Source organism: Lyngbya sp. PCC 8106, from assembly GCF_000169095.1.
GTDB lineage: Bacteria > Cyanobacteriota > Cyanobacteriia > Cyanobacteriales > Microcoleaceae > Capilliphycus.
The window spans coordinates 51,333-74,600 of record NZ_AAVU01000022.1 but is presented as its reverse complement, the minus strand read 5'-3'; the positions used below and the strand labels follow the sequence as shown (position 1 = coordinate 74,600).

Genomic DNA, 23,268 nt, shown 5'->3' with positions numbered 1-23,268 from the left:
TAAATACACCCTTCACTCTGTTGATGATTTAGAATTTATAGGTAATAATTTTAACTGATACCGATAAAGAGAAACGGGTTGATTTTGGGCTTTAAAATAATCTGGATCTTGAGGAGACAAATAAATTGCTGTGATCTGATTAGCGGTAACTTCATCAACTTTTTCAGGATCTTGTTGATTGAATTTAGCAGTGTAAGCGGTTGTGGTTTCGACTTCGTTGAGATAAATAGACGTTTCTCCTTGAAAAATCTGTTGAAAGATTTCTGTGGAAACAAATTGATTAAGACTTGGGGTTTCGCTTCCTCGACGGGTTACGGTTGAAAGCAGTTGATTATCATTATTAAAAAATGTAATCTGTTTATTGGGATTTTTGGGATCAACTTTCACGGATAAAACGGCTTTTTCTCCTAAAATTGCTTGGGCAATATTTAACCCATTAAATGCCCGATCTCCCACAATATTTTCTTGATTTTGTGTTGAATTATTCTGAATATTTAACGTTTGCGGAAACGGAAGATTAACGTTAATAAACGAATAGGGTTTAGCTTGATAAAACCGAACATTAAAGGTTATCGGTTGATCGAGATATTGACGATTCTGTTTAAAACCCGGTGTTACCACTTCTGGGTTCGGTGCAACCATTTTTACTAATGTACTGGTCACTTGCCATTCTCCCGCCATCCATTCAGGATAAATTAAATCCCCTTCTGCTTCCTTGAGAATCGGTTTACTTTCCCAGTTAGGAAACTCTAAAACTCGTTGGGTAAGTTGTCCGGCAATGGCAGAATTTCCACTCAGAAATAAGACGAAAAATAGACAGATAATAATTAATCTTCTGAATTTCATCTATAGTTTAAGATAAGGTTTCTACAGGGGAAGGTTGCCAAATTTCTCCATATTTTGACTTGAGTTCTTGCCAAGCTTCAACTTGTCCGGGTTCATATTCTCCCGGTTTTCCCCATTGTAAAAATGCACTCAGGGCGACTTCTTCTTGATCGTCGATAAAACGAATCGCGTAGGTGGTAAAGTTGCCGCGTTTAGCTTCTCCCGTTTCAAATTTCACCTGTTGAATTTTATCCATATTCAGATGAAACTCAAAGCCTTCGGTGTGCATATTGGCGTATTTTCCTTTGGGAAGTTCGGCATAAAATAACTTCTCAATTTTGCCTCGGGCTTCCAATACGGCTGAACTACTGGTAACAATTAAACGTAATGTTCCGAGGGTTTCGCAAGCTTCTAAAAAGTCTTTGAGGGTGGTCATAATGATTTAGGTTCTTTTTGAGGTTAATCAATCGGTTGAGATTTCTAATATAATAATATGAAATCTTCAAAATAATGCTACAGATCTATCTCCCCACCTCCTCACCTCCCCATCAATTATTGGTAGCAAATTCAGTCTTTGAGAACACTTACTTCTCATGCCGTTCATAGGCTGCTACAATTCGCTGAACTAAAGGATTTCGCACGACATCCGCTTGAGAAAATTCACAGAAAGCGATACCTTCGACATTCTTCAATATTTTCAAAGCCACACTTAAACCCGAAGATTGATTTAAAGGTAAATCCGTTTGAGTTGTATCTCCGGTGACAACCATCCGAGATCGAAATCCTAATCGAGTTAAGACCATTTTCATCTGGGCGGGAGTCGTATTTTGGGCTTCATCTAAGATGACAAAAGCATTGTTTAACGTGCGTCCTCGCATATACGCTAAAGGTGCAACTTCGATGATACCGCGTTCCATCAAGTTAGCGGTTTTTTCGGGGTCAATCAGTTCATATAGGGCATCATAAAGCGGACGCAAATAAGGATTAACCTTTTGTTGTAAGTCTCCGGGTAAAAATCCTAAACGTTCTCCGGCTTCTACCGCCGGACGGGTTAAAATTAGGCGTTCGTATTGGTCAGAGAGTAAGGCTTGAACCGCAATAATGGCGGCGAGATAGGTTTTTCCGGTTCCGGCAGGCCCACTACAAAAGATCAAATCATTAGTGCGGATGGCTTGAATATATTGGCGTTGACGAAAGGTTTTCGCGCGAATTTCCATTCCTCGCCGAGTGGTGGCGAGAACGTCTTGATGAATGGCGCTGAGTTCTTCTTGTCGGTTTGTATTTAACGCATGACGCGCCGTGATAATATCAACGCCTGTAACGGTTTTACCTAGCTTCCAAAAGTCTTTGAGAGACTGCACCAATTTTTGACAGAGTTCAATTTGACTGGCGGTTCCGCTAATGTGGAGTTCTTGACCCCGCAACACAAGTTGGGCGCCGGTTTGTTTGGCTAGGGTTTTGAGGTTATCTTCTTGGTATCCTGAAAGGGCCATTGCACTTTCAATACTGGGGAACTCAAGGGTTAAGCGCTCTGTCATTCGTTTTGAGTAACGACAACTGCATCAGCTTCAATTTCAATTAACATCGCTGGATCGATCAAGCGTTGAACTTCTACTAATATTGGTGACAAACATTCGCGTTCGCACAACACCGCTTAGGTCAGCGTCTAAGTTCTGTAATGTCTGTTGGAAAATCTCAAAGGCATCACCTGGAGCGAAGACCTGACCATCAGCGGCGACTGGGGCTGTTCCCGTGATATAGATTTGATTAGCCACTTGCACGGCGCGACAGTAGCCCACTTGTGACTCCCCAGGTGCGCCGGAAAAGGTACGACGGACACTTGTTGAATGAACCATAGTTGTTCACAAACATTCGTTTAATGAGGAAACTAAACAACGAGGAAAAGCGGCTCTAAAACGACCGCTTCCTCAGTTGATCTCGAATCCCATCGGGCGATGAGACGGTTGGCTGATTGTCTGAACTGAGTTTGAACTATTAATCAAATTAGAGCCGCCGTTTTTCGAGGGGGAAATGACTTCGAGTAATTGAGCTGAGTATCGTGAAAACTCACGAGGCAACACTTTTTTACTTTGATCTTGGGCTAACTCCCGTTATACGCTGGGTTTAACGGGAGAAGTTGCTAACTTTTATCGCTCCGGCTTTCTGGCAAATTGGCTAGAAGTCGATGGGCGATGCCGAGTTCGGGTTGTACGTCTCGGAGAAGGACGACTAGGAGAAACCCTCGGGCGACTACTACCATTAGATTGGTTATCGTATATGTCTAAATAAACGGATTCTCCGGCGGCTTCTGCGATCGCAGACAACACAGTCCGAATCGCCTGAATATTGCGTCCTCCACGACCGTAAACCCGGCCTTTATCTTCTGCTTCAAAAGCTAATCGAATCCATGTTCTCTGTTGAGCCAGAGAGCGCTCACAATCGACTCGTAAGGAATCTGGAGTTTCTAGAAAAGGTTCGATCAAAAATCGCACTAACTGAGCATAGTTTGGACTAGCTGACGGGTTCGGGTTCCGATTCTGACGAATTGGGTTCAGCGTTTGATCTGGACTTGAGTTGTTCAAATACATTGGCTTTTTGCAGGATGTTACGCACAGTTCGAGTTGGTTGCGCCCCTTGTTGAAGGCGCCGAACAATCGCTGGGACATCCAATCGAGTTTCGTCTGTTCTGGGGTTGTAGAAGCCCAGTTCCTCTAAGGGACGACCTTCGCGACGAGATAAACTTGTCATCGCAACAATCCGGTAGCTCGCTTCCCGCTTTTTACCATATCTCTTCAATCGCAGTTTGATCATTTTAATTCACAACACTCCTTTATGATTGTAAGCTATTTTTTTTGACTGGGGCATAGGGATAGGGACTGGGGATGTTGTCAGACCCCTGAACTTTGAGGTCTAGCCCGCAACGACAGCGCGATCGCTATTTTGAGGTAATTGCTCAATCATCACCGTGGAAACATTGACTTCGCCGATATTTATGGGTCTATTGTCTAACGTTTCTGTTGTCGCTGCTTTACAGTTGTCCAAACCCTTTTTTCTTCTTGTTGGCTTTCTTTTTCTTTTTGCCACCCCCTGCACCGCGCATTCCTCCCATTCCGGGCATTCCTCCCATTCCGGGCATTCCTCCCATTCCGGGCATTCCTCCCATTCCGGGAAAACTACCTTGACCCATTTGCTGCATCATGCCCCGCATTTTCTGGAAATCGCCGACCAGTCGCATCACGTCTTTTTCACTATGACCCGATCCTTTGGCAATGCGCCGACGCCGAGAGGGAGAACTCGCCAATACCTCTGGGTTTTTACGTTCTTCAGTCGTCATTGAATTGATCATCGCTTCTGATCGCTTCAACTGTTGTTCTCCCTGTTCAAGTTGTTCTTTGGAGATTTTATTCATCCCCGGAATCAACTTCGCTAACCCCCCCAGAGAACCCATATTTTTCATCAGCCGAGTTTGCTTGAGGAAGTCTGTGAAGTCAAATTTGGCTTCCATGATCTTCTGCTGCATTTTCTCGGCATCGGCCAGGTCGAATTCTTCCTGTGCTTTCTCAACCAGCGTCAGGACATCACCCATTCCTAAAATACGAGAAGCCATCCGTTCGGGGTAAAACGGTTGCAGGGCTTCGACTTTCTCACCCACCCCTACAAATTTAATCGGCGCACCAGAAATTCGCCGTATGGACAGGGCCGCACCGCCTCGGCTATCCCCATCTAATTTTGTCAGAATCGCGCCGCTAATGCCAATCTGTTCGTTAAAGGTTTGGGTCAAGGTCGCGGCTTCTTGGCCAGTCATCGCATCGACCACCAACAGCGTGTCATGGGGTTGAACAACTGCTTTGATACGGGCGAGTTCCGCCATCATATCTTGGTCGATTTGCAGGCGACCAGCGGTGTCAATAATCACAGTATCAACGCCCTGGGTTTTGGCGTATTCCACGCCTTGACGGGCAATTTCCACCGGATCGGCATCACTTCCGAGTTCAAAGACGGGAACTTCGATCTGCTGGCCGAGGGTTTTCAACTGATCGATCGCCGCAGGTCGATAGACGTCTGTCGCCACCATCAATGCAGTGCGGTTTTCCTTGCGAAGATGCAGGGCTAATTTAGCCGTTGCGGTGGTTTTACCGGTCCCTTGTAAACCAGCCATTAACACAATGGTGGGCGGGGAGTCGGCTGTTGCCAGGGGAACGTTACTTTCTCCCATGACTTTCACCAGTTCATCATGCACGATTTTGACGAACTGTTCTCCCGGTCGCACGCCTGAAAAAACCTGCGACCCTTGTGCTTGCTCACCGACTTCGGCGACGAATTCTTTGACAACCTGGAGATTGACATCGGCTTCGAGTAAAGCCCGACGGACATCTTTCAGGGCGTCTTGAATGTTGGACTCGGTGATTTTGTCTTGACCCCGGAGTTTTTTCCAAGCGGAGTCTAAGCGTTCAGCAAGGGCGTCGAACATAATTGGTGATTTTTTCGTGCAGCAAATGGGCTATGGGTCACAGGAGGCCGCTGGGAACAGAGTCATCTGTGACTCGACTTTTATTATGATAATCCCTAATTTGATTCGGCTGATCCCCAAGTCGATCTATTTTAGCGGTTTCATGGCTATTTTGAGTCTAATCGCGGGCTTGTACAATAAAAAATAGACTGTTGTAATTCTCTACTGACAATAAGTGCGTTATGGTAGCCACAACCGCCAACTTGGAAATTACTTGGGAACTCTTACCCGATGACTTTAAACTTCCCGATGATCCTGTGGATAACATTAATCAACCCTCTCTAGCGGCGGCACTGACGGAGGCTTTGGAACTGGCGGGTCAGATTGGTGAAAGAACGCTAACTCCTACAAATTATGGGATTTGTGCCACTCTCAATCAAAAATTGGTCATTAAAGCACCGGACTGGGCTTTTATTCCTGAAATTCGGGTTCCGCGAGAAGATGTGATTCGCAGTTATACTCCTCAGTTACAAGGGGAATTTCCTGTGATTGTGATGGAATTTCTCTCGGAGACTGAAGGAACAGAATATTCCAGTAAACCCACTTATCCACCCGGAAAATGGTTTTTTTATGAACAGGTTTTAGAAGTCCCAAATTATGCAATTTTTCAACCGAGTACGGGAGTTTTAGAATTATATGGTCTGGATGAATCTGGACGCTATGAATTGAGAGAACCTGATGGGAATCAACGCTATTTTATCCCCCAATTGCACCTATTTTTAGGGCTTTGGCAGGGAACCCGAGGAAACCGCACAGGATACTGGTTACGATGGTGGAATGAGGCGGGAGAGTTGTTACTTTGGGGTTCAGAATTAGTAGAACGGGAACGACTCAGAGCAGAACGTTTAGTTGCTCAACTCCGAGCAGCTGGTATTGAACCGGAAGCATGAAGTTGTTCAGCTAAACTGCCATTCCTACGTGCTTCGCACACGCTTCGCGAACGTCACGGCAAATTACAAATTATGCCGGATGGCTCCTGGCAGTTTAGCTGACTCCAAGCGATTTCTCATACCTGACTTGATTTTCATAAAAACAATTATTGAGTGCTGATGCTAGTTCTAAAATAACTTTTTGTTGACTTGCATCTTGTAATCCCAAAGCTTGCTTATACTTGTCAAGATCTAAATATTTTTTAACTAAGCCTTGAGCAAAACAGAGAGAAAAGGCATCGCTAGAATTTAAACCAATATTGGCTTTAAAACTATTAAATACAGTGATTTTAAATCCCGTTTTTTTGAATAAGTAAGGATGGATATGAGTTTGAAACAAATTCAATATTTTTTCTTGATGTTTACTCAGTCCGAGTTTTATATAGTCATCACCAGATAAAGTCTGATCAATAGGGTTTCCATTACTAATTTTGTAAATCTTATATTCATTTAGAGTTAATCTTGAAGTTTTTAAGTCACTTTCTATATGGACAAAAATTCGGAAAGGTTCGGTTTCAAAAACATAGGAATCAAAAAATATAGGATGTTCGTCTGCCACACAAACAGCAGGAGGAGAACTGTAAAATACTTCCTGTTTAACTTTCCACTGAAATAATTTTTCTTCTAAGTCATCTGTCATCAGTTCTTGAGAACTCTGTTGACCATTGTCAGAGAATTGAGACGGTTGATTGAGTTGTTTATACTTCAAATCCCATGCACCCAATTCACCCTCTTTCCCAAATAACCAATCCAGGTTTTTCTGGGGTTCTGTATCCACCAATTTCAGCATAAACTTCCATTCTTTAGAACCCGTCTGTGTTTTTGAGTTGTTTTTACTGCGTTTATCTTCGAGAAATCCCAATTTTTCTAAACATTTAATCGCATTGCGAATTTTGTCAGTATCAATTTTTTCACCCCATTCCTGGGTTAACTTGCTTAAAGCCTGGAGGGTTGTCTTTTTCACCCAGAGATGATTTCCATCCCACTCTACCTGAACTTGTTTACGGAGGTTAGTATCGTCGAGTTGTCCATTCGCCAAACTATTTAAGGCTTGAACTAATATCCTCGCATTTTGCTTACCTAACTTCCAACTCAAACGTCTTCCGCTTTTCATGGCTTAAATATAAAAAAATATTAAAAAACTTTAAGAACAACCCCAAAATACCAAGGTTTTTCTTGATAGATAAGGTTTATCCCTTAACTGACAAGGGTTTCCAGCCTTTTAAAACGGGTTTGCTTGGGATCGATAAATCCTTTACATTTAGAACTATCCAACAAGTTATACAGTTCGTTAAATCGCCGCGAGTGAAACGAGACATCCCAACGATTTCTCACAATACTCACGATGACTAACCCTTCTAATGCCAGAAGCCTTTTCAACTCACCAACATTAGATCGAAGTTCGAGTAACCCCCAGAAACAAAGCTAGATTCTGATGCAAAATTAAGAATCTAAAATATTTCGCAACTAAAAACGGTTGATGGCTCTGAGTCACATCGTTGAATACTTTTTATTGTTCATAAGTCTAGCACTTTTGCTCAGACTTAATCAAGTGTTTTTTAGGAGGATTGGGTCATGTATACTAACAGTTATACGGTCTTTTATACAGTAGTTGAACAAGCGTTGGAGAGGGCCAAAATTTATTTAAAAGATTTTGCTTTAAGCGAAGATTTTCTAGTCGAAATTCAAGAGGTGTTTGGCGATCGCTTCGATGCGGTTCGGTTGGAGGAGTTGCGACAACAGTGGGCGTCGGGAAATTTTGAAGATTTAACCCTGTTTGAAGTGCGATCGGATGCCGAGTTGGGTGGGGCAACCCATCTTAAGTCTCCGTAAAATTTAATAGCATTTTGGTTTATAGTATTTTGGCAATTTTTCGATGACTTTTTATCACTTAAGCAAAAAGGAGTACAAGCCATGTCCGAAGAAAATTTTCAGAAAGTTTTAGAAAGTATTATTAAACAAAATGGTCGGACTCACGTTTTTTACATTAACGGAGTATCGACACCCGAAGAGCTTTTTGATACCAATCGCGAAAAAATTGATAATAAATTTAAAGTTGAACATAATTCCAACACTTTTCTCGTCGATTCTGTCTTGCCTTCAGACGGTCATCATAATAGTTCAATTCTAGAGGAGGATTGGCTAACTATTGTATCATCATTTAATCTTAATGAAATAATTGTCGATAGCTTTAGAACGGGCTTTATTAACTATTTTAATAGTAATACTCCTACCCCTTTATCTTTAGATTTAGAAGTGTTAGGGATATTCATCACAGAAGAGCTTGAAAAAAACTTTTCGGCTAACGATATTTATGAATCAATTAGACAATTTTGGGATGACACTCCAGCAGCAAGCGCCCATGAAAATGATATATGGACTCAAGATGAACAGGGGGTTAAAGGTTGGCTAAGTTCTGATAGTAAAGATTCAGTAATTTTTGTACCTCATTCTCAAGGAAATTGGTTTCTCGAAGATGCTTTACAATCAATGAACTATGATCCCGAGCGTCTCAGGATTTTGTCTCTTGGTTCACCTACCAATTACTCGACTGCTGGAGGTTTAAATGATGTTGTAGCTGATATCGATGGAAAGTATCGTGGTGCTTTAGTTTTTAATGAGAGAGATCCAATTACTTACTTTCATCGAGGTAACGATCAAGTTTTTAATATTTTATTATCTAATTGGGGAACGCAAGCAGCAATTTCAATCTTTGATCATTACAACTTATCTGGTGTTTCGGATGCCATAGAAACTTTTTTGGGTTATACACCAGAAGGGTTAGCTTCTTCTTTAACAAGTAGTATTCTTGACAAAGTTAGTCCTAAACTATACAACTTTTTGTCTGGAGTAGGAGGGATATTACAGAATCCTTATGAAGCTTTCCTTGACAGTCATCCTCTTCAGAGCGGTTACTTGCCAAGAGAAGATGTTCAAGACTACTTTAAGCAATTTGCCTATGAGCTTCAGCCACAAGGGTTTTACTTTCCCAACGATCAAATAATCCTCAATGCTCCTCAGTCACGATTGGGAACCGAAGATGATGATTGGATAGTAGGGAGTTCGGAAAGTAATGATCAACTACTAGGACTAGGGAGAAATGATGTTTTAAGAGGCAATGATGGTGATGATATCTTGGTCGGTGGTTCTGGCTACGATTTACTTGACGGTGGAGAGGGAATTGATATCGCAGATTACTCCAGTTATCCTAGTTCTCTTACTCCGGAAGGAATTGTAGTCAATCCCAGTCAAGTTGCAGGAGTTGAGATTTACGAAATTAATGATGGTTGGGGAACTACGGACACCGTTTTAGATGTAGAAATAATCCAAGGTTCATTGCACAGAGATGTGATGAACGGCTTCGATCACAAACGCGATATCTTTTATGGTGGTGATGGGATCGATGAGATTAATGGTAATGGTGGTGATGATTTTCTTCATGGTGAAGGGGGAGGCGATATTATTCACGGCTACCAAGGTCAAGACGAGATACATGGGGGAGGAGGTTTAGATTTTATCAGCGGTGGAGATGAATCGGATACTCTTTATGGAGAAGATGAATCTGATAAAATTCACGGCGACGGTGGCAATGATTATATATACGGTGGAAATGGTTGGGACGAATTGCAGGGACATGGTGATGATGACTATATAAGTGGTGGAGAGGGAAATGATATTATTCACGGCCACCAAGGTCAAGACGAAATACATGGAGGAGGAGGTTTAGATTTTATCAGTGGTGGAGATGAATCGGATATTCTTTATGGAGAAGATGAATCTGATATAATTCACGGCGACGGTGGCAATGATTCCATATACGGTGGAGAGGGTTGGGACGAAATACAAGGAAACGATGGGGACGACTATCTTAGAGGAGAAGGTGGCAAAGACCTGATCTTTGGAGGAAATGGGGATGACAATATTACTGGTGGAGATGGAGACGATGAAATTTGGGGCTTCTACGGAAATGACCTGATATTTGGTGATAGCGGTTTTGGTCACGACAAGATTTATGGAGAATATGGTGATGATTCTCTCTATGGTCGCGTCGGTAACGACTCTATTAGTGGCGGTGATGATCAAGATCAGATTTTTGGTGAAGAAGGAGCCGATCAACTCGAAGGCAACCGTGGAGAAGACTACATTTCTGGTGGAGAGGGCAACGATGCGATCGCGGGTAACGAAGACAACGACATCATTGAAGGCGGACTCGGAGAGGACAATATCTCCGGTGGAGAGGGCAACGATGCGATCGCGGGTAACGAAGACAATGACATCATCTCTGGCGGACTCGGAGACGACAAAATCACGGGTAATGACGGAAACGACCAGATCGAAGGAAACGGCGGCCAAGACCTGATCGAAGGGGGACTCGGAGAAGACAACATCTCCGGCGGCGACGGCGACGACATCCTCAAAGGCAACCAAGACAACGACATCATCAAAGGCGACTCCGGTAACGACCAGATCGAAGGAAACGACGGCAACGACATCATTGAAGGAAACGACGGCGACGACAGCATCTCCGGCGGCGTTGGCCAAGACGAACTTTACGGCAACGACGGCAACGACCAAATCAACGGAGACGCCGGAAAAGATAGCCTCTACGGGGGAAATGGCGCCGACCTGTTGGCCGGAGATGATGGAGAAGACGAAGTATATGGCAACGACGGAGAAGACACCCTCTCCGGTGGCGAAGCCGATGACCTCCTCTACGGAGACAAAGACAACGATACTATCTACGGCGATAACGGAGATGATTTTATCGTCGGCGGCGAGGGGGCCGACTCCATCAACGGCGGAGAGGGCGATGATACCGCATCCTTCTTCACCTCCAGTCTCGGGGTGATCGCTGACCTGACAACCGGGGGCGGCGGCGGTAGCGGAGACTCCCGAGGCGATCGCTATGAAGGCATTGAAAACCTGGAAGGGTCAGAATTTCGCGATCGCTTAATTGGAGACGCCAACGACAACAAATTCAGTGGACTCGGCGGCAACGACTACATCGACGGACGGGACGGCGACGACACCCTCGACGGGGGAACCGGAGATGATAACCTCATTGGCGGAAAAGGTAATGACAGCCTCATCGGTCAAGACGGCAACGATGACCTCGACGGCCAAGAAGGAAACGACTTCCTCGACGGTGGAAAAGGCGAAGATGTACTCTTAGGGGAAGCTGGCGATGACACCCTCTACGGTCAAGCAGACGGAGACGACCTCGACGGGGGAGAAGGTCACGACTATCTCGACGGCGGCGAAGGCGATGACTTCCTCTCCGGTCGCGAAGGCCACGACGAACTGTTTGGACGCGAGGGAGATGATTACCTTTCTGGGGGTAGCGGTAACGACACCCTACAAGGCGAAGCGGGTATGGATGTTCTGTTTGGAGAAGCAGGTAAGGATATCCTCTACGGCGGAACCGGAGAAGATAGCCTGTTTGGGGGAGATCAAAACGACTTCCTCGACGGTGGGGAGGATCGCGACTTCCTCGACGGCGGAAACGGCAACGATGACCTCTACGGTCGCCAGGGAGAGGATACCCTGTATGGGGGTAAAGGAAACGATTTTATCTGGGGTAACGAGGACAAAGACACCCTCTACGGCGATGAAGGCAACGACATCCTTGACGGCGGTGAGGACAACGACATCCTTGACGGCGGCGACGGCCGAGATGAACTCTGGGGTCAAACCGGAGAAGACACCCTCTACGGTGGAAACGGTCACGACCTCCTCGACGGCGGTGAGGACAGCGACCAACTCAACGGCGGAACCGGTCACGATAAACTTTACGGACGCCAGGGTGCAGACGACCTCACCGGGGGCGAGGGTAAAGATTCCCTCTGGGGTCACGAGGACAGCGATCACCTCCGGGGCGATGGCGGAGACGACTATCTCGACGGCGGACAAGCAGACGACATCCTCGACGGGGGAGACGGCCAAGACATCTTGTTGGGAGACGACGGCAACGACGAGTTATTCGGCGGCAAGCATAATGACCTGTTGGACGGGGGCGAGGGTCAAGATACCTTAAGCGGGGGAGAAAACAATGACCAACTTTACGGCCAAGGGGGAGACGACGAGTTAACTGGAGAGGCCGGAAAAGATACCCTCGACGGCGGCTTGGGCAATGATACCCTAAACGGTGGAGAACACAACGATCGCCTGATCGGTGGGGATGGAAATGATATCCTGGCGGGTGGAGAAGGCGTCAACACCTTAACGGGGGGTTCGGGACAAGACGAGTTTGAACTGTTTTTCGGAGACGGATATCAACTCATTCTCGACTTCCTCCCCTCCCAAGACTCGTTTAAACTTGCAGAGGGTTTAACCCTTGACTCCCTGATTTTTGAACAAGATTTAGGTGATACCAAGGTCTACGATAAAGCCAGCAACGACTTGTTAGCCATTTTGAAAGGCGTACAACTGGCTGACTTAAATCTTAGCAATTCTGCCGACTTGAATGGTGAGGTTTTTCCAAGCGGAGTCTAAGCGTTCAGCAAGGGCGTCGAACATAATTGGTGATTTTTTCGTGCAGCAAATGGGCTATGGGTCACAGGAGGCCGCTGGGAACAGAGTCATCTGTGACTCGACTTTTATTATGATAATCCCTAATTTGATTCGGCTGATCCCCAAGTCGATCTATTTTAGCGGTTTAGGGGCTATTTTGAGTCTGAATCTCAGAGTTAATATAATAATTTTGTTAATATAATAATACAGATAGACTTTTGTACTTCTCTCCTGACGGTAAGCACGCGATGGCATCTCATCGCACCCGCTGAGAAATTACTTGGGAACCTTTACTTGATGACTTTCAACTACCCGATAATCCGGTTAATGATATCGATCCGGGGGATTTCCGATCATTGTGATGGAGTTTCCCTGTGATACTAATGGCGGAGAATATTCGAGTAAACCCACCGAGCCGCAACGATAAAAAGCCAAAGCTTTAGTTGCTCAACTCCGAGCCGCAGCAGCACCCGAAGAATGAAGTGTAATCTATCATCATTATATCAATTCGTCTATTCTAATCAAACGTCCCATGATAGAATCTAAAGTCGCTCATAAGAACAAAAATAGTAGTCTCTACGGAGACAACATCAAGGTAGATGTTTTCTGGCATTCCTTGGGTTTGACTCAAACGCAAGCCATAGCTATGTGCTTATGTCTTAATAAGACAGCGTTTTCTTCTCGATTATTCAGACATAGAGATCCGAATTGCCCAGATTCTATCTTTATTGGTTCTCTGGTCGGTGCTGAACAAGCTCGATTAGTTATTTCTGTGATTCCTTATCCAATTAAATACATTTTCAAGCCCGATTATTCAGAAGAACAAGGAGGAGATTTAACTGGGTTAAAAATAGGCGTGGGTTTTATTTCAGAACATTGTAAATATATTCGCGATAGGAAGGATGAACCTGTAAAAGTTTCACCAGAAAATTTACAAAGTTTAATCCAACCCCATTTATCCAATACAGAATTTCAACAACGGTTAAGAAATATTTGCTGGGGGAATTGACGGTGTTCTTCATCATAGATTGTTAATTGATCGCGATCGCGGAAAACAGTTGAAGCCCCGGGAAAATTCAAGGGGTGTTTGCGAATATTTTGCTTTTCTTTTTCGGGGTTCCAATCAAAGTTATAATCTAAAGTAATTCTTTCGGGGAAAGAGAGGTTTACATTTATTACAGGTAGGATGGTATTATATTAAATGGTGTAGAGTCAGTTTTTGCTAAAATAATATTACACCCTAATTGCAGTTGAGCAACTCCTATGCTAGAAACCGCAACCCAAACCTACAGCTTTCAAGATTATCTTGATTTTAAAGATAGTGGCGATTTAAAATATGAACTCTTGAACGGAGAATTAATTCAGATGCCTCCCGCCAGTGGATTACACGCTGAAATTTTATGTTTAATCTATGATATCTTAAAAGCAGAGATTCAACGGTTACAGTTAGATTGGGCTGTACGACCTGGAAATGTGGGAGTGAGAACCGGAATTACAAAATCTCGTATTCCTGATTTAATCGTAATTACTGAAACTCAACGTCAAGTTCTCAAAACATTACCATCAGCAATTCTTGAAGAACCTCCCTTATTAGCGGTTGAAATAGTGAGCGTTAATAACCCCGATGATGATTACCGCTACAAACGTTCAGAATATGCGGCTTTAGAAATTCCCGAATATTGGATTATCGATCCGCAAGAGCAAAAAATCTCAGTTTTAACCTTAGTTTCGGGGTTTTACGATAGCGTAGAATTTCGAGAACAAGATACAATTAATTCACCGAGTTTTACCGAATTAAACTTAACGGTTGAACAAGTTTTAAACCCTTAATTACTGAAAAAATTCATAAATTTAAAAGATAGTTTTACTCCTCAAAAATTGCGCCTCGTTTGATTAAATCTTGCTTAACTTGTTCTGATAAACCCGCATCATGCCACATTCTCGCCTGTTTAACGTTAGCGCCAGTCAAATCTGCACCTGTTAGGTTTGTTAACGCTAAACCCGCTTGATTAAGATTTGTATTTTTAAGAATCGCATGACTTAAATTACAATTACTCAGATTACAATTACTTAAATTGGCTTCTGTTAAATTGGCTTCTGTTAAATTGGCTCCACTTAAATTCGCTAACGCTAAACTCGCTCGATGTAAATCAGCTTGAGTTAAATTCGCATCACTCAATAATGCTCCACTCAAGTCAGCCCCGCTTAGGTTAACAGCTTGCAAATCAGCATTACTTAAATCCGCATCACTTAAATCTGAACCTCTGAGATAAGCCCCTTTCAACTCAGCACCACTCAAATCTAAACCTGTTAAATTTGCGCCTAATAATCTCGCTCCAGCAAAATCTTCTAAGGGATTTAAACCGACAAAATCTGCCAACTCTAAAAGGTTTTCTGTTTTCGCTTCTATAATCGTTTTAATCTGGTTTTGCAATTGAGAAAAATCACATCCAGCAGCGGCAGCTTTTTGGGTGAGAACTTGCAGATTCTCTACTTTCACTTCTGATTTTAAGCCCTGCGATCGCAACCAAATGGCTAACTTGCATTCTAAGACTGCCAAGCGATTTGGACTAATATTGTGGGGCCATAATCCTTCTACACGAGTCATTGTAGTTCTTAACTATCTGTTACTAATCTTAGGTTTGAGTGTAATTTTCAGCGTTAAATTGATCTGCCCAGAAGATTACTCATTCTGCTCAAAAATAGCTCCTCGTTCGACTAATTCAGATTGAATGCGCTGAGAAATTCCGATCGCCTTTGAAAAGCAAACCTTCTCAACAATGGCATCTTTTAACTCAGCCCGACTCAAATCGGCGTCTTGCAAATTGGCATTTCTTAAATCTACCCCACTCAAGTCAGCATATTTTAGATTAGCTGAGGATAAGTTGGCATGACTCAAGTTCGCCTGCGGCAGATAAGCGCTACTGAGATCAGCTTCTTCGAGATTTGCATAGCTTAGGTTAGCACGAGGTAGTTTAGTTCGTAAATCCGCTTGATAAAGATTTGCATGGCTGAGATCGGCATCTCGGAGGTTGGCATTGCTAAGAATCGCTTGGGTGAGGTTGGCTGTGGTGAGTTTGGCACCACTTAAGTCAGCCAGGGCTAAGTTGGCTTGGGTGAGATTGGCATTTTCGAGATTAACACCTTGAAGATCGGCATAGTACAGGTCAAAACCGCTCATATCGACCCCTACGAGGTCTTCAAACAGGTTTAAACCGACCATTTGAGCAATTCGCACGAATTCATCGCTTTTTTCGTCTAGGAACCATTGACGCAGCATAGCCCATTGCTGTTGATAGCAGTTTTGGGCGTGTGTATCTTCCCCCAGGGTTTGATAGGCGAGTCTCAAATTTTTGAGGGCGTTTCCTTGAGAGGGGCGGTTGTTTGTTTGCTTGGCGATCGCCAACTGTTGCTGATAGTATTCTATGGCTTGGGGAATTTCCCCCAAGGTATGGTAGGTGATCGCTAAATTGGAGAGGGTTTGGGCTGTCGTTTGGGGATCTTGGAGTTGACGGGCTATAGCTAACTGTTGCTGTTGATAGCTAATGGCTTGGTGATAATCTCCTTGGGTGTAGTAAGTATTTCCTAAGTTTCCTAAGGCGTTGAGTTGTCCTTTGAGATCTTGTATTTCAATTGCGATCGCCAAGTGTTGCTGATAAGATTTGATGGCTTGATCGAGATTTCCCAATGCTTCATAGGCGACACCTAGATTACCCCATGTTGCTCCTTCTCGTTTACGATCGTTGAGATCGTGATAGTGGGTGAGGGCTTTTTGCCAGGTTTGCAGGGCGGCTTCAAATTGCTGGCTTTGGTATTGTAGAATTCCCTGCTTGAATATCTGATCAGCTTGTTCTTCCATCTCTGGTTTGTTTCAGCAGCGTCTTTACTGCTTCAGTTATACCGAAATTTGTTCTGGGCTTGAGCAAAATGTTTGGATTTACTGGATGATTGCTCTGTCTGTTCAGGCAAATGTAGCGAAAAATTAATTCTTAGATTGCCTAATTTTTGTTGTATTTAATCTCAGTTGTTCTTGTTGATATTGCTCTAAATAAATAAAGAGAGAGCCGCTTGAGCAACTCCCCCTACCATCTGGGTGCATCTATTAATATAATGTCTCAACATCTGTTATATGGTCAAGGTTTTACTTTAAAGATTCTGTAAAAAATTGGGTTTGATTATGAAGCTTTTGTTTGGTTTTTTAGGTAAGCTTATGAATATTTCTCTAAAAAATAAAGAGAGAGAGCCGCGTTAGCAACTCCCCCTACCATCTGGGTGCATCTATTAATATAATGTCTCAATCTCTATTATCAAGTCAAGGTTTTACTTTAAAGATTCTGTAAAAAAATGAGGTTTGATTATGAAGCTTTGATTTGGTTTTTTAGGGGATTTTATGAATATTGCTCTAAAAAATAAAGAGAGAGAGCCGCTTGAGCAACTCCCCCTACCATCTGGGTGCATCTATTAATATAATGTCTCAATCTCTATTATCAAGTCAAGGTTTTACTTTAAAGATTCTGTAAAAAATGGGGTTTGATTATGAAGCTTTTGTTTAGGTTTTTAATTGATGATTTGAATTGATATTTATACAAAAAAGAAATAGAGAGAGTCACTTGAGCAACTCCCCCTACCATCTGGGTGCATCTATTAATATAATGTCTCAACATCTGTTATATAGTCAAGGTTTTACTTTAAAGATTCTGTAAAAAAATATGCCTTTTCTTGTAAAGGCTCTGTAAAGTAGAATAAATACAATTGAATCAGTTTCTCATCACTATCACGCTCTCAATGATGACGATCTGATAATTTTTTCTGTCACAAGTTTTTCACACAACTGTACAAAAGAAAAGAGAGAGTCGCTTTGGCAACTCTCCCTACCATCAGGGTGCATCTACTATCATAATATAGCCTTTTTGGGGTGTGGGGTCAAGCCCCTCATTTAAAGCTTTGGTAAAGAGTGACGGGTTATTTATAAAGCTTTAGTAAAGGTCGGTGAAGTCAGAGAGCAAAATTGAAATACTCAGAGGAAAGGAATCAACGCCTGAAACCCTTCAGTTAAGGGAAATTCCTCACCTATTCCTCGGTTTTGAAGTCGGGTTCATCTCCAAAAAAAGACCTGTTATTTTAGGTAAATCTACTTCTCTATCCAACTTTAGAAGCGTCTGAGTTGAAATTCTTGTTGATTTTTGTTGTGGGTGTTGTGGTTTCATTTTCCCAACTGTGAGAATGTCCTATCAACAGTGAAGATCAGTCTCAAGACTACCTTAATATCTGTGAACTGGAGTAAAATCCATTAGTCTGAACAAGAGAGGCAATAAAAGCGCTCAAGATGTGTGACCTTAAACTTGTGATCCTGTTCATTATACACAGTAATATATGCTATGTCTAGGTTGAGAACTCTAGAAAACACTAACAAAAAATAGCCCTCCTGATGTTAGAGAAGGGCTAAAAACTCAAAATTAGAGGTTAAATCTTGTTAGGCGTTTAACTTTTTCTCTAACAACTGATTGGTTAATTTAGGGTCGGCACGTCCTTGAGTCTTCTTCATAATTTGACCTACAAAAAAGCCTTTCAACTTGGTTTTCCCCGCTTTATATTTTTCAACTTCACTGGGATGATCTGCTAACACTTCATCAATGATGCTTTCCAACTCTCCGGTGTCAGAAATTTGAATCAAGCCTTTTTTCTCAACTAACTTTTTCGGTGAATCGCCTTTGACTAACAACTCAGGGAGAATATCTTTAGCAATTTTACCGCTAATGGTTCCGGCATCAATCAAACCAATTAATTCCGCTAAACCATCAGGCTTGAGGGCAATTTCACTAATCGCAAGTTTTTCATTTTTGAGATAGGCGGTAATATCACCCATCACCCAATTAACAGCTTGTTTGGTATCAGCACCCGCTTGAACTGCGGTTTCAAAATATTCAGAAATAGAACAATCATCCGTTAATACACGAGTGTCGTAGGGGGATAATCCTAACTCCGTTTCATAGCGATGACGTTTTTGGGCAGGAAGTTCAGGAAGTTCTGTTTTCCAGGCTTCTAATTGATCGGGTGAAACTTCAATCGGAGGCAGATCCGGTTCAGGAAAATAACGATAGTCACTTGAACCTTCTTTGCTTCGCATACTAATAGTGCGTTGCGATCCTTCTTCCCATAAGCGGGTTTCTTGACTAATTTTTTCTCCCGTTTCAAGTGCTTCGATTTGACGTTCGATTTCATAATCTATCGCCCGTTGAATAGCACTAAAAGAGTTCATATTTTTAATTTCGACTTTCGTGCCAAATTCTTTTTGTCCAACGGGACGAACAGAAATATTAACATCACACCGCAGCGAACCTTCTTGCATATTGCCATCACTAACCCCCAGATAACGCACAATACGACGCAATTCTTGGGCGTATTCAGCAGCTTCTATTCCCGAACGAATATCGGGTTCGGAGACAATTTCAATCAGGGCAATTCCGGCGCGATTGTAATCCACCATTGAGTGGGTTGAACCGGAAATACCACTACTTCCGGCGTGAACCAGTTTCCCGGCATCTTCTTCCATGTGTAGGCGAGTGATGCCTATTTTTTTGCGAGTAGCGTTTCCATCCTCATCGACGATCTCGATTTCTAACCAACCGTTTTCAGCAATTGGGAGATCAAATTGAGAAATTTGATAATTTTTAGGTAGATCAGGATAGAAATATTGCTTACGATCAAATTTACTATAGGGAGCAATTTTGCAGTTGAGGGCTAATCCGGCTTTAACGGCGTACTCTAAGACTTTTTGGTTGAGGACAGGCAGAACTCCAGGTAAGCCCAGACAGATCGGATCGATGTTGGTGTTGGGATCGGCACCAAAGGCAGTCGAGGAACTCGAAAAGATTTTGGTTTCGGTACTGAGTTGACAATGGGTTTCTAGCCCAATAATGACTTCGTATTCGGTTTTTACCGATGCGGCACTGGTCATAGACGGCATTACGTTGAGCGACGACTGGTTTTATTGTATCGCTCTATTGACTGTGGGTGTTGAGGGAAACCGATGTTGAGGTGGCGGAAATTCCGGTTGTTAAGATATTTAAGTGGTTATAACATTTGATAGCAGTTTGGTGAACGGTACAAGTTAAACTAAGGGTGAGCTGATGAGTGCGCTGATCTTGGTGCCGACTCTCTTGAAAACCCTTGTCCAACTATAGTTATAGGAAAACTGATGGCTGATATATCTAAAGAAGAAATGCGGGAACGGTTGGGAAATATTGACCAAATCCGTGATATCCTATTCGGAGGACAATCCCGAGAATATAATAATCGCTTTGAACAATTGGAGTCAAATTTATCTTTAGTTCAGCAAAATCTTCAGGATCGGATGGAGCAAATGCGGACGGCTTTGTTAAGTGAACTTCAGACTTCTGTAGATGTAGTTGAGAAAAAAATTAAAACTTTAACACTTAGCACTCAAGAAGAAACGGCTGATCTTAGACACCAACTTGAGGGAACCAATCGAAAATTTGCTCATAATATTGATGCGATTCGAGAGAATTTAGATGGTCAGACGAATACCATGAAGTCAGAAATTTCTCAATCTAGAGATAAGCTACATGAGGAAATTCAAACTCTGAGAAATCAAGTTTTTGAGGAGTTAGAACGTCGTTTTTCTCATCTGAGTGAAGGTAAAGTGGCTCGGGGTGAGATGGCTGAAATTTTGTTTGAAGTGGGCATGAGATTGAAAAAAACGGAGTTTGTGCCTGCGTTAAAGGGAGCGACTGAAAAAGAGGTGAATGGCGATTATTTACTTCCTGAAGGACAGCATCAATAATTAGGGAAAAGTGATGGCAGTCTCCAAAAAAAAATCTGATTCTTTTGCATTTGATTCAGGGGCATCTCAGGTTGAAAAATCGAACGTTTCAGAAGTAAAAGCCTTAGAGCCTTTACTAGAACTATTGCTCGATTTACAGATGTCTCAGGGGCAAACTTCAACTTCTACTCAATCAGAGAATTTATCTCAGTCAAGTTCATCTGAAAAACAGAAGAAAGCTACATCCAATCAATCTTTAGAATCTTCACAAAAGACTGAAAATAATGAATCAAAAGTTTTGGATTTTTTGTTTGAGGCTGTCAATTCATCGGCTGCTGAACCGTCCGAAAAAGATCTAGATAAATCAGCTCAAAATCAGAAATCAGAACATTTTTACGACTCCAAAGAAAAGGACTGTGTTTTACCCAATACTCACAAATCAACAGAGAATTATCAGCCCCAAAAACAAACCCATAAACAAGATAAAAGTTCATCGGATTCTGTGGATCTTGATTTAACTTCTCTACAAACTTTATTAGAAGTTCCGACAGATGCTGTTGATGTCAGTTATTCGGTGACGCCGATTGAATCTCGTCAAGCGGAGACAGAACTAGACTTAACAATAGAAGAATCTTCTCCTGCTGAATCTCCATCTAATCCCGAAGAAGTAGAGCAGGTAATAGAAGCTTTAGAAAGTTTGATGGTTGGCTCTACAGGGTCTAATTCTGATGATTCATTAGAACAGTTACAAGATTTAATTTTTGGATCTACACGTTCAGATTTTGAACAGTTAAAACAACAGATTTTTGAATCGGATTTGCCGGAAGTGCGTCAGTTACTAGAGACAATTTCTTCTCAGTTAAAATCTCTTGAAAATCAGATTTATGAGCCAGAACAACTGATTCAGTTAATTCGTCCCTGGATTGCTGATATTTTAAATCATAAAGTTAATGATTCTAAAGAAGATATTATTCAAGCTTTAAAGCCGATTATTGATCAGGTTATTCTAGCGAGAACGAAGGATAATCGTGAACAAATGAGTGCAGCAATTGCCGATTTAATCCCCGAAGCCATTAAACATCAAATTCGCAATTCTCCTCAAGAAATAGCATTGGCAATTGGGCCGGAAATTGGATCAGCAATTCGAGAACAAATTCGTTTAGATCAAGATGAAATTGTAGATGCTTTAGCTCCAACAATGGGTAAAGTGATCAAAGAACAGGTGATTTTAGAGCGAGATTCAATGATTGATGCGCTTTATCCTGTGATTGGAAGTACGATTACTCGCTATTTAGGGGAAGCAATTCAAGAGATTAATGATAAAGTTTCTAATGCTTTTAGTATCGAGGGAATTAACCGGAAAATTCGCGCAAAACTACAGGGAATTTCTGAGGCTGAACTGATTTGGCAAGAGGTGATGAAATGTACTGTACAAGCGGTATTTTTGATTCACAAAGGTTCGGGTTTAATTATTTCAGAAGTTCAGCAGTCGGGTGAGGCGAGATTAGAATCAGAAATGTTGGCAGGAATGCTGACAGCGATTCGGAGTTTTGTGAATGATTGTATTGTACAAGCCGAGCAAGTTCAAGAACTTAATGAGATTGAATACGGGGATTCTCGGATTGTCATTGAAGTGGCGGGATATTGTTATTTGGCGGTGATAGTTAAAGGTGAAATTAAAAAGAAATTTCTGAAAAAAATTCGGAAAATGCTGATTGCAATTACTCAGAAGTATGGACGGGAAATAGAGACGTTTGAGGGTGATCCTGAAACGATTCCCTCGGAAATACAAGCTGAGTTAGAAAAGCTGATAGCAGTGGAAACGAAGCAACACAATGAGACATCTCCAAAAACATTATTGTTTCTAACGGGGATAATTTTGGGTTCGGTTTTGATTCCTCTGGCAACTGTTCAATATCGTAGTGGTGTGATTCATCGAGTTAAAACTGAAGTCACGACAGCGTTGGATTCTGAACCCGAATTAGCAATTTATCGGTTAACAGTGGATGCTCAGGGTAATACGGTAATGTTAAATGGAAAATTACCTAATCAACGCTTACGAGAAAAAGCAGAAACAATTGTGCAGCAAATTGTACCAAATTGGACGGTTGATAATGATATTATAGCAGTTAAGGTTCCGCCTGATCCGGTGTTAGTGGAGGCTGAAGTTAAACGGATGACTGAGACTCTCAATCAAATGAATGGAATTTCGATTTCAACTCAGTATGAACCGGATCAAGTCACTATTGAGGGGAAAGTTATTCACCAAAGTGATTGGGAAAATGTGACTCAAGCTTTTGAAAATATTGAGGGTGTAAACTCAGTTGTATCGACTCTTCAAGTTGAACCTGTACCGATTGCGACTCGAGTTTATTTTAACTTAAATTCAGATGAATTTAGATCGGAAGATATGATTATCAAAATTTATCCTGTGTCTCAATATTTGAAGCAATATCCCAATCTAAAGGTTCGCATTGTTGGATATAGTCATCCCGGAGAAAAAACGAAGAAAAATTCTAAGAATTCTAAGTTGGCTTTGAAGCGATCACAAGCCGTACAAATAGCTTTAGAAAGTTATGGGATTGATCGCAGACGAATGACAGCAATCGGAAAAAATGAACGTCCACCTGGAGTTGAAGAAAATCAGCCAGATTGGTTGAGTCGAGCGGTTATTTTTGAGATAATATTACCAGAAGATCAGGGGAAGTAGT

At 42.3% G+C, this 23,268-nt stretch carries 19 protein-coding genes; 7 read left to right on the top strand and 12 right to left on the bottom strand.

Annotated elements, in window-relative coordinates; translation table 11 throughout:
* Positions 1 to 12: 12 nt before the first annotated feature.
* The 8 genes from L8106_RS15890 to ffh form a co-directional block, all read right to left on the bottom strand.
* On the bottom strand, positions 13 to 846 hold the full coding sequence (locus L8106_RS15890) for a DUF6816 family protein (RefSeq protein ID WP_009785369.1): 834 nt from the start codon (positions 844 to 846) through the stop codon (positions 13 to 15).
* A gap of 7 nt (positions 847 to 853) precedes the next feature.
* On the bottom strand, positions 854 to 1,261 hold the full coding sequence (locus L8106_RS15885) for a ChuX/HutX family heme-like substrate-binding protein (RefSeq protein WP_009785368.1): 408 nt from the start codon (positions 1,259 to 1,261) through the stop codon (positions 854 to 856).
* Positions 1,262 to 1,409: 148 nt separating this feature from the next.
* Complete coding sequence (locus L8106_RS15880) at positions 1,410 to 2,363, bottom strand: PhoH family protein (protein WP_009785367.1); 954 nt, start codon at positions 2,361 to 2,363, stop codon at positions 1,410 to 1,412.
* A 36-nt stretch (positions 2,364 to 2,399) separates the two neighbouring features.
* Entirely contained in the window at positions 2,400 to 2,681 is a 282-nt protein-coding gene (locus L8106_RS15875; protein ID WP_009785366.1) for a Rid family hydrolase, read from the bottom strand.
* Positions 2,682 to 2,972: 291 nt separating this feature from the next.
* Positions 2,973 to 3,317, bottom strand: coding sequence for a KH domain-containing protein (locus L8106_RS15870; RefSeq protein WP_009785365.1), 345 nt, complete (start codon positions 3,315 to 3,317; stop codon positions 2,973 to 2,975).
* Positions 3,318 to 3,336: 19 nt separating this feature from the next.
* On the bottom strand, positions 3,337 to 3,636 hold the full coding sequence (rpsP, locus tag L8106_RS15865) for a 30S ribosomal protein S16 (protein ID WP_009785364.1): 300 nt from the start codon (positions 3,634 to 3,636) through the stop codon (positions 3,337 to 3,339).
* A 99-nt stretch (positions 3,637 to 3,735) separates the two neighbouring features.
* Entirely contained in the window at positions 3,736 to 3,867 is a 132-nt protein-coding gene (locus L8106_RS34245; protein WP_009785363.1) for a hypothetical protein, read from the bottom strand.
* Entirely contained in the window at positions 3,854 to 5,296 is a 1,443-nt protein-coding gene (gene ffh, locus L8106_RS15860; protein ID WP_009785362.1) for a signal recognition particle protein, read from the bottom strand. Before ffh ends, L8106_RS34245 begins: the two co-directional genes overlap by 14 nt.
* Positions 5,297 to 5,517: 221 nt before the next feature.
* Between ffh and L8106_RS15855 the strand changes: the two genes are divergently transcribed.
* A complete protein-coding gene (locus L8106_RS15855; protein ID WP_009785361.1) occupies positions 5,518 to 6,225 on the top strand; it encodes a Uma2 family endonuclease in 708 nt (235 codons plus the stop codon).
* 94 nt (positions 6,226 to 6,319) lie between these two features.
* On the opposite strand, the gene L8106_RS15850 is transcribed toward L8106_RS15855, so the two are convergent.
* The gene (locus tag L8106_RS15850; RefSeq protein WP_009785360.1) at positions 6,320 to 7,378 is read right to left on the bottom strand and encodes a hypothetical protein; all 1,059 of its coding nucleotides are present in this window, start codon (positions 7,376 to 7,378) and stop codon (positions 6,320 to 6,322) included.
* 461 nt (positions 7,379 to 7,839) lie between these two features.
* Here L8106_RS15850 and L8106_RS15845 point away from each other — a divergent pair, with 461 nt between their 5' ends.
* From L8106_RS15845 to L8106_RS15830, 4 genes are all read left to right on the top strand, one after another.
* On the top strand, positions 7,840 to 8,097 hold the full coding sequence (locus L8106_RS15845; protein WP_009785359.1) for a hypothetical protein: 258 nt from the start codon (positions 7,840 to 7,842) through the stop codon (positions 8,095 to 8,097).
* Between the two features lie 81 nt (positions 8,098 to 8,178).
* Entirely contained in the window at positions 8,179 to 12,756 is a 4,578-nt protein-coding gene (locus L8106_RS15840; protein WP_009785358.1) for a calcium-binding protein, read from the top strand.
* Positions 12,757 to 13,306: 550 nt separating this feature from the next.
* Positions 13,307 to 13,783: a hypothetical protein gene (locus L8106_RS15835; RefSeq protein ID WP_039896470.1), complete on the top strand. Its 477-nt coding sequence runs from the start codon at positions 13,307 to 13,309 to the stop codon at positions 13,781 to 13,783.
* 254 nt (positions 13,784 to 14,037) lie between these two features.
* On the top strand, positions 14,038 to 14,604 hold the full coding sequence (locus tag L8106_RS15830) for a Uma2 family endonuclease (protein ID WP_009785356.1): 567 nt from the start codon (positions 14,038 to 14,040) through the stop codon (positions 14,602 to 14,604).
* Positions 14,605 to 14,638: 34 nt separating this feature from the next.
* Here L8106_RS15830 and L8106_RS15825 read toward each other — a convergent pair whose 3' ends face one another.
* From L8106_RS15825 to gatB, 3 genes are all read right to left on the bottom strand, one after another.
* A complete protein-coding gene (locus L8106_RS15825) occupies positions 14,639 to 15,382 on the bottom strand; it encodes a pentapeptide repeat-containing protein (RefSeq protein WP_009785355.1) in 744 nt (247 codons plus the stop codon).
* A 75-nt stretch (positions 15,383 to 15,457) separates the two neighbouring features.
* Positions 15,458 to 16,633: a pentapeptide repeat-containing protein gene (locus L8106_RS15820; RefSeq protein ID WP_009785354.1), complete on the bottom strand. Its 1,176-nt coding sequence runs from the start codon at positions 16,631 to 16,633 to the stop codon at positions 15,458 to 15,460.
* 1,614 nt (positions 16,634 to 18,247) lie between these two features.
* A complete protein-coding gene (gene gatB, locus L8106_RS15815) occupies positions 18,248 to 19,732 on the bottom strand; it encodes an Asp-tRNA(Asn)/Glu-tRNA(Gln) amidotransferase subunit GatB (protein WP_009785353.1) in 1,485 nt (494 codons plus the stop codon).
* 240 nt (positions 19,733 to 19,972) lie between these two features.
* On the opposite strand from gatB, the gene L8106_RS15810 reads away from it, so the two are divergent.
* Both L8106_RS15810 and L8106_RS15805 read left to right on the top strand, forming a co-directional pair.
* The gene (locus L8106_RS15810; RefSeq protein ID WP_009785352.1) at positions 19,973 to 20,578 is read left to right on the top strand and encodes a hypothetical protein; all 606 of its coding nucleotides are present in this window, start codon (positions 19,973 to 19,975) and stop codon (positions 20,576 to 20,578) included.
* Positions 20,579 to 20,591: 13 nt separating this feature from the next.
* A complete protein-coding gene (locus tag L8106_RS15805) occupies positions 20,592 to 23,267 on the top strand; it encodes a BON domain-containing protein (RefSeq protein WP_009785351.1) in 2,676 nt (891 codons plus the stop codon).
* Position 23,268: the final 1 nt, after the last annotated feature.

Coding starts and splice junctions, on each gene's coding strand:
- L8106_RS15855 (WP_009785361.1), top strand. CDS start 5,518: ATGGTAGCCACAACCGCCAACTTGGAAATTACTTGGGAACTCTTACCC.
- gatB (WP_009785353.1), bottom strand. CDS start 19,732: ATGACCAGTGCCGCATCGGTAAAAACCGAATACGAAGTCATTATTGGG.
- L8106_RS15840 (WP_009785358.1), top strand. CDS start 8,179: ATGTCCGAAGAAAATTTTCAGAAAGTTTTAGAAAGTATTATTAAACAA.
- L8106_RS15835 (WP_039896470.1), top strand. CDS start 13,307: ATGATAGAATCTAAAGTCGCTCATAAGAACAAAAATAGTAGTCTCTAC.
- ffh (WP_009785362.1), bottom strand. CDS start 5,296: ATGTTCGACGCCCTTGCTGAACGCTTAGACTCCGCTTGGAAAAAACTC.
- L8106_RS15880 (WP_009785367.1), bottom strand. CDS start 2,363: ATGACAGAGCGCTTAACCCTTGAGTTCCCCAGTATTGAAAGTGCAATG.
- L8106_RS15850 (WP_009785360.1), bottom strand. CDS start 7,378: ATGAAAAGCGGAAGACGTTTGAGTTGGAAGTTAGGTAAGCAAAATGCG.
- L8106_RS15810 (WP_009785352.1), top strand. CDS start 19,973: ATGGCTGATATATCTAAAGAAGAAATGCGGGAACGGTTGGGAAATATT.
- L8106_RS15875 (WP_009785366.1), bottom strand. CDS start 2,681: ATGGTTCATTCAACAAGTGTCCGTCGTACCTTTTCCGGCGCACCTGGG.
- L8106_RS15805 (WP_009785351.1), top strand. CDS start 20,592: ATGGCAGTCTCCAAAAAAAAATCTGATTCTTTTGCATTTGATTCAGGG.
- L8106_RS15820 (WP_009785354.1), bottom strand. CDS start 16,633: ATGGAAGAACAAGCTGATCAGATATTCAAGCAGGGAATTCTACAATAC.
- L8106_RS15885 (WP_009785368.1), bottom strand. CDS start 1,261: ATGACCACCCTCAAAGACTTTTTAGAAGCTTGCGAAACCCTCGGAACA.
- L8106_RS15890 (WP_009785369.1), bottom strand. CDS start 846: ATGAAATTCAGAAGATTAATTATTATCTGTCTATTTTTCGTCTTATTT.
- L8106_RS15825 (WP_009785355.1), bottom strand. CDS start 15,382: ATGACTCGTGTAGAAGGATTATGGCCCCACAATATTAGTCCAAATCGC.
- rpsP (WP_009785364.1), bottom strand. CDS start 3,636: ATGATCAAACTGCGATTGAAGAGATATGGTAAAAAGCGGGAAGCGAGC.
- L8106_RS15830 (WP_009785356.1), top strand. CDS start 14,038: ATGCTAGAAACCGCAACCCAAACCTACAGCTTTCAAGATTATCTTGAT.
- L8106_RS15845 (WP_009785359.1), top strand. CDS start 7,840: ATGTATACTAACAGTTATACGGTCTTTTATACAGTAGTTGAACAAGCG.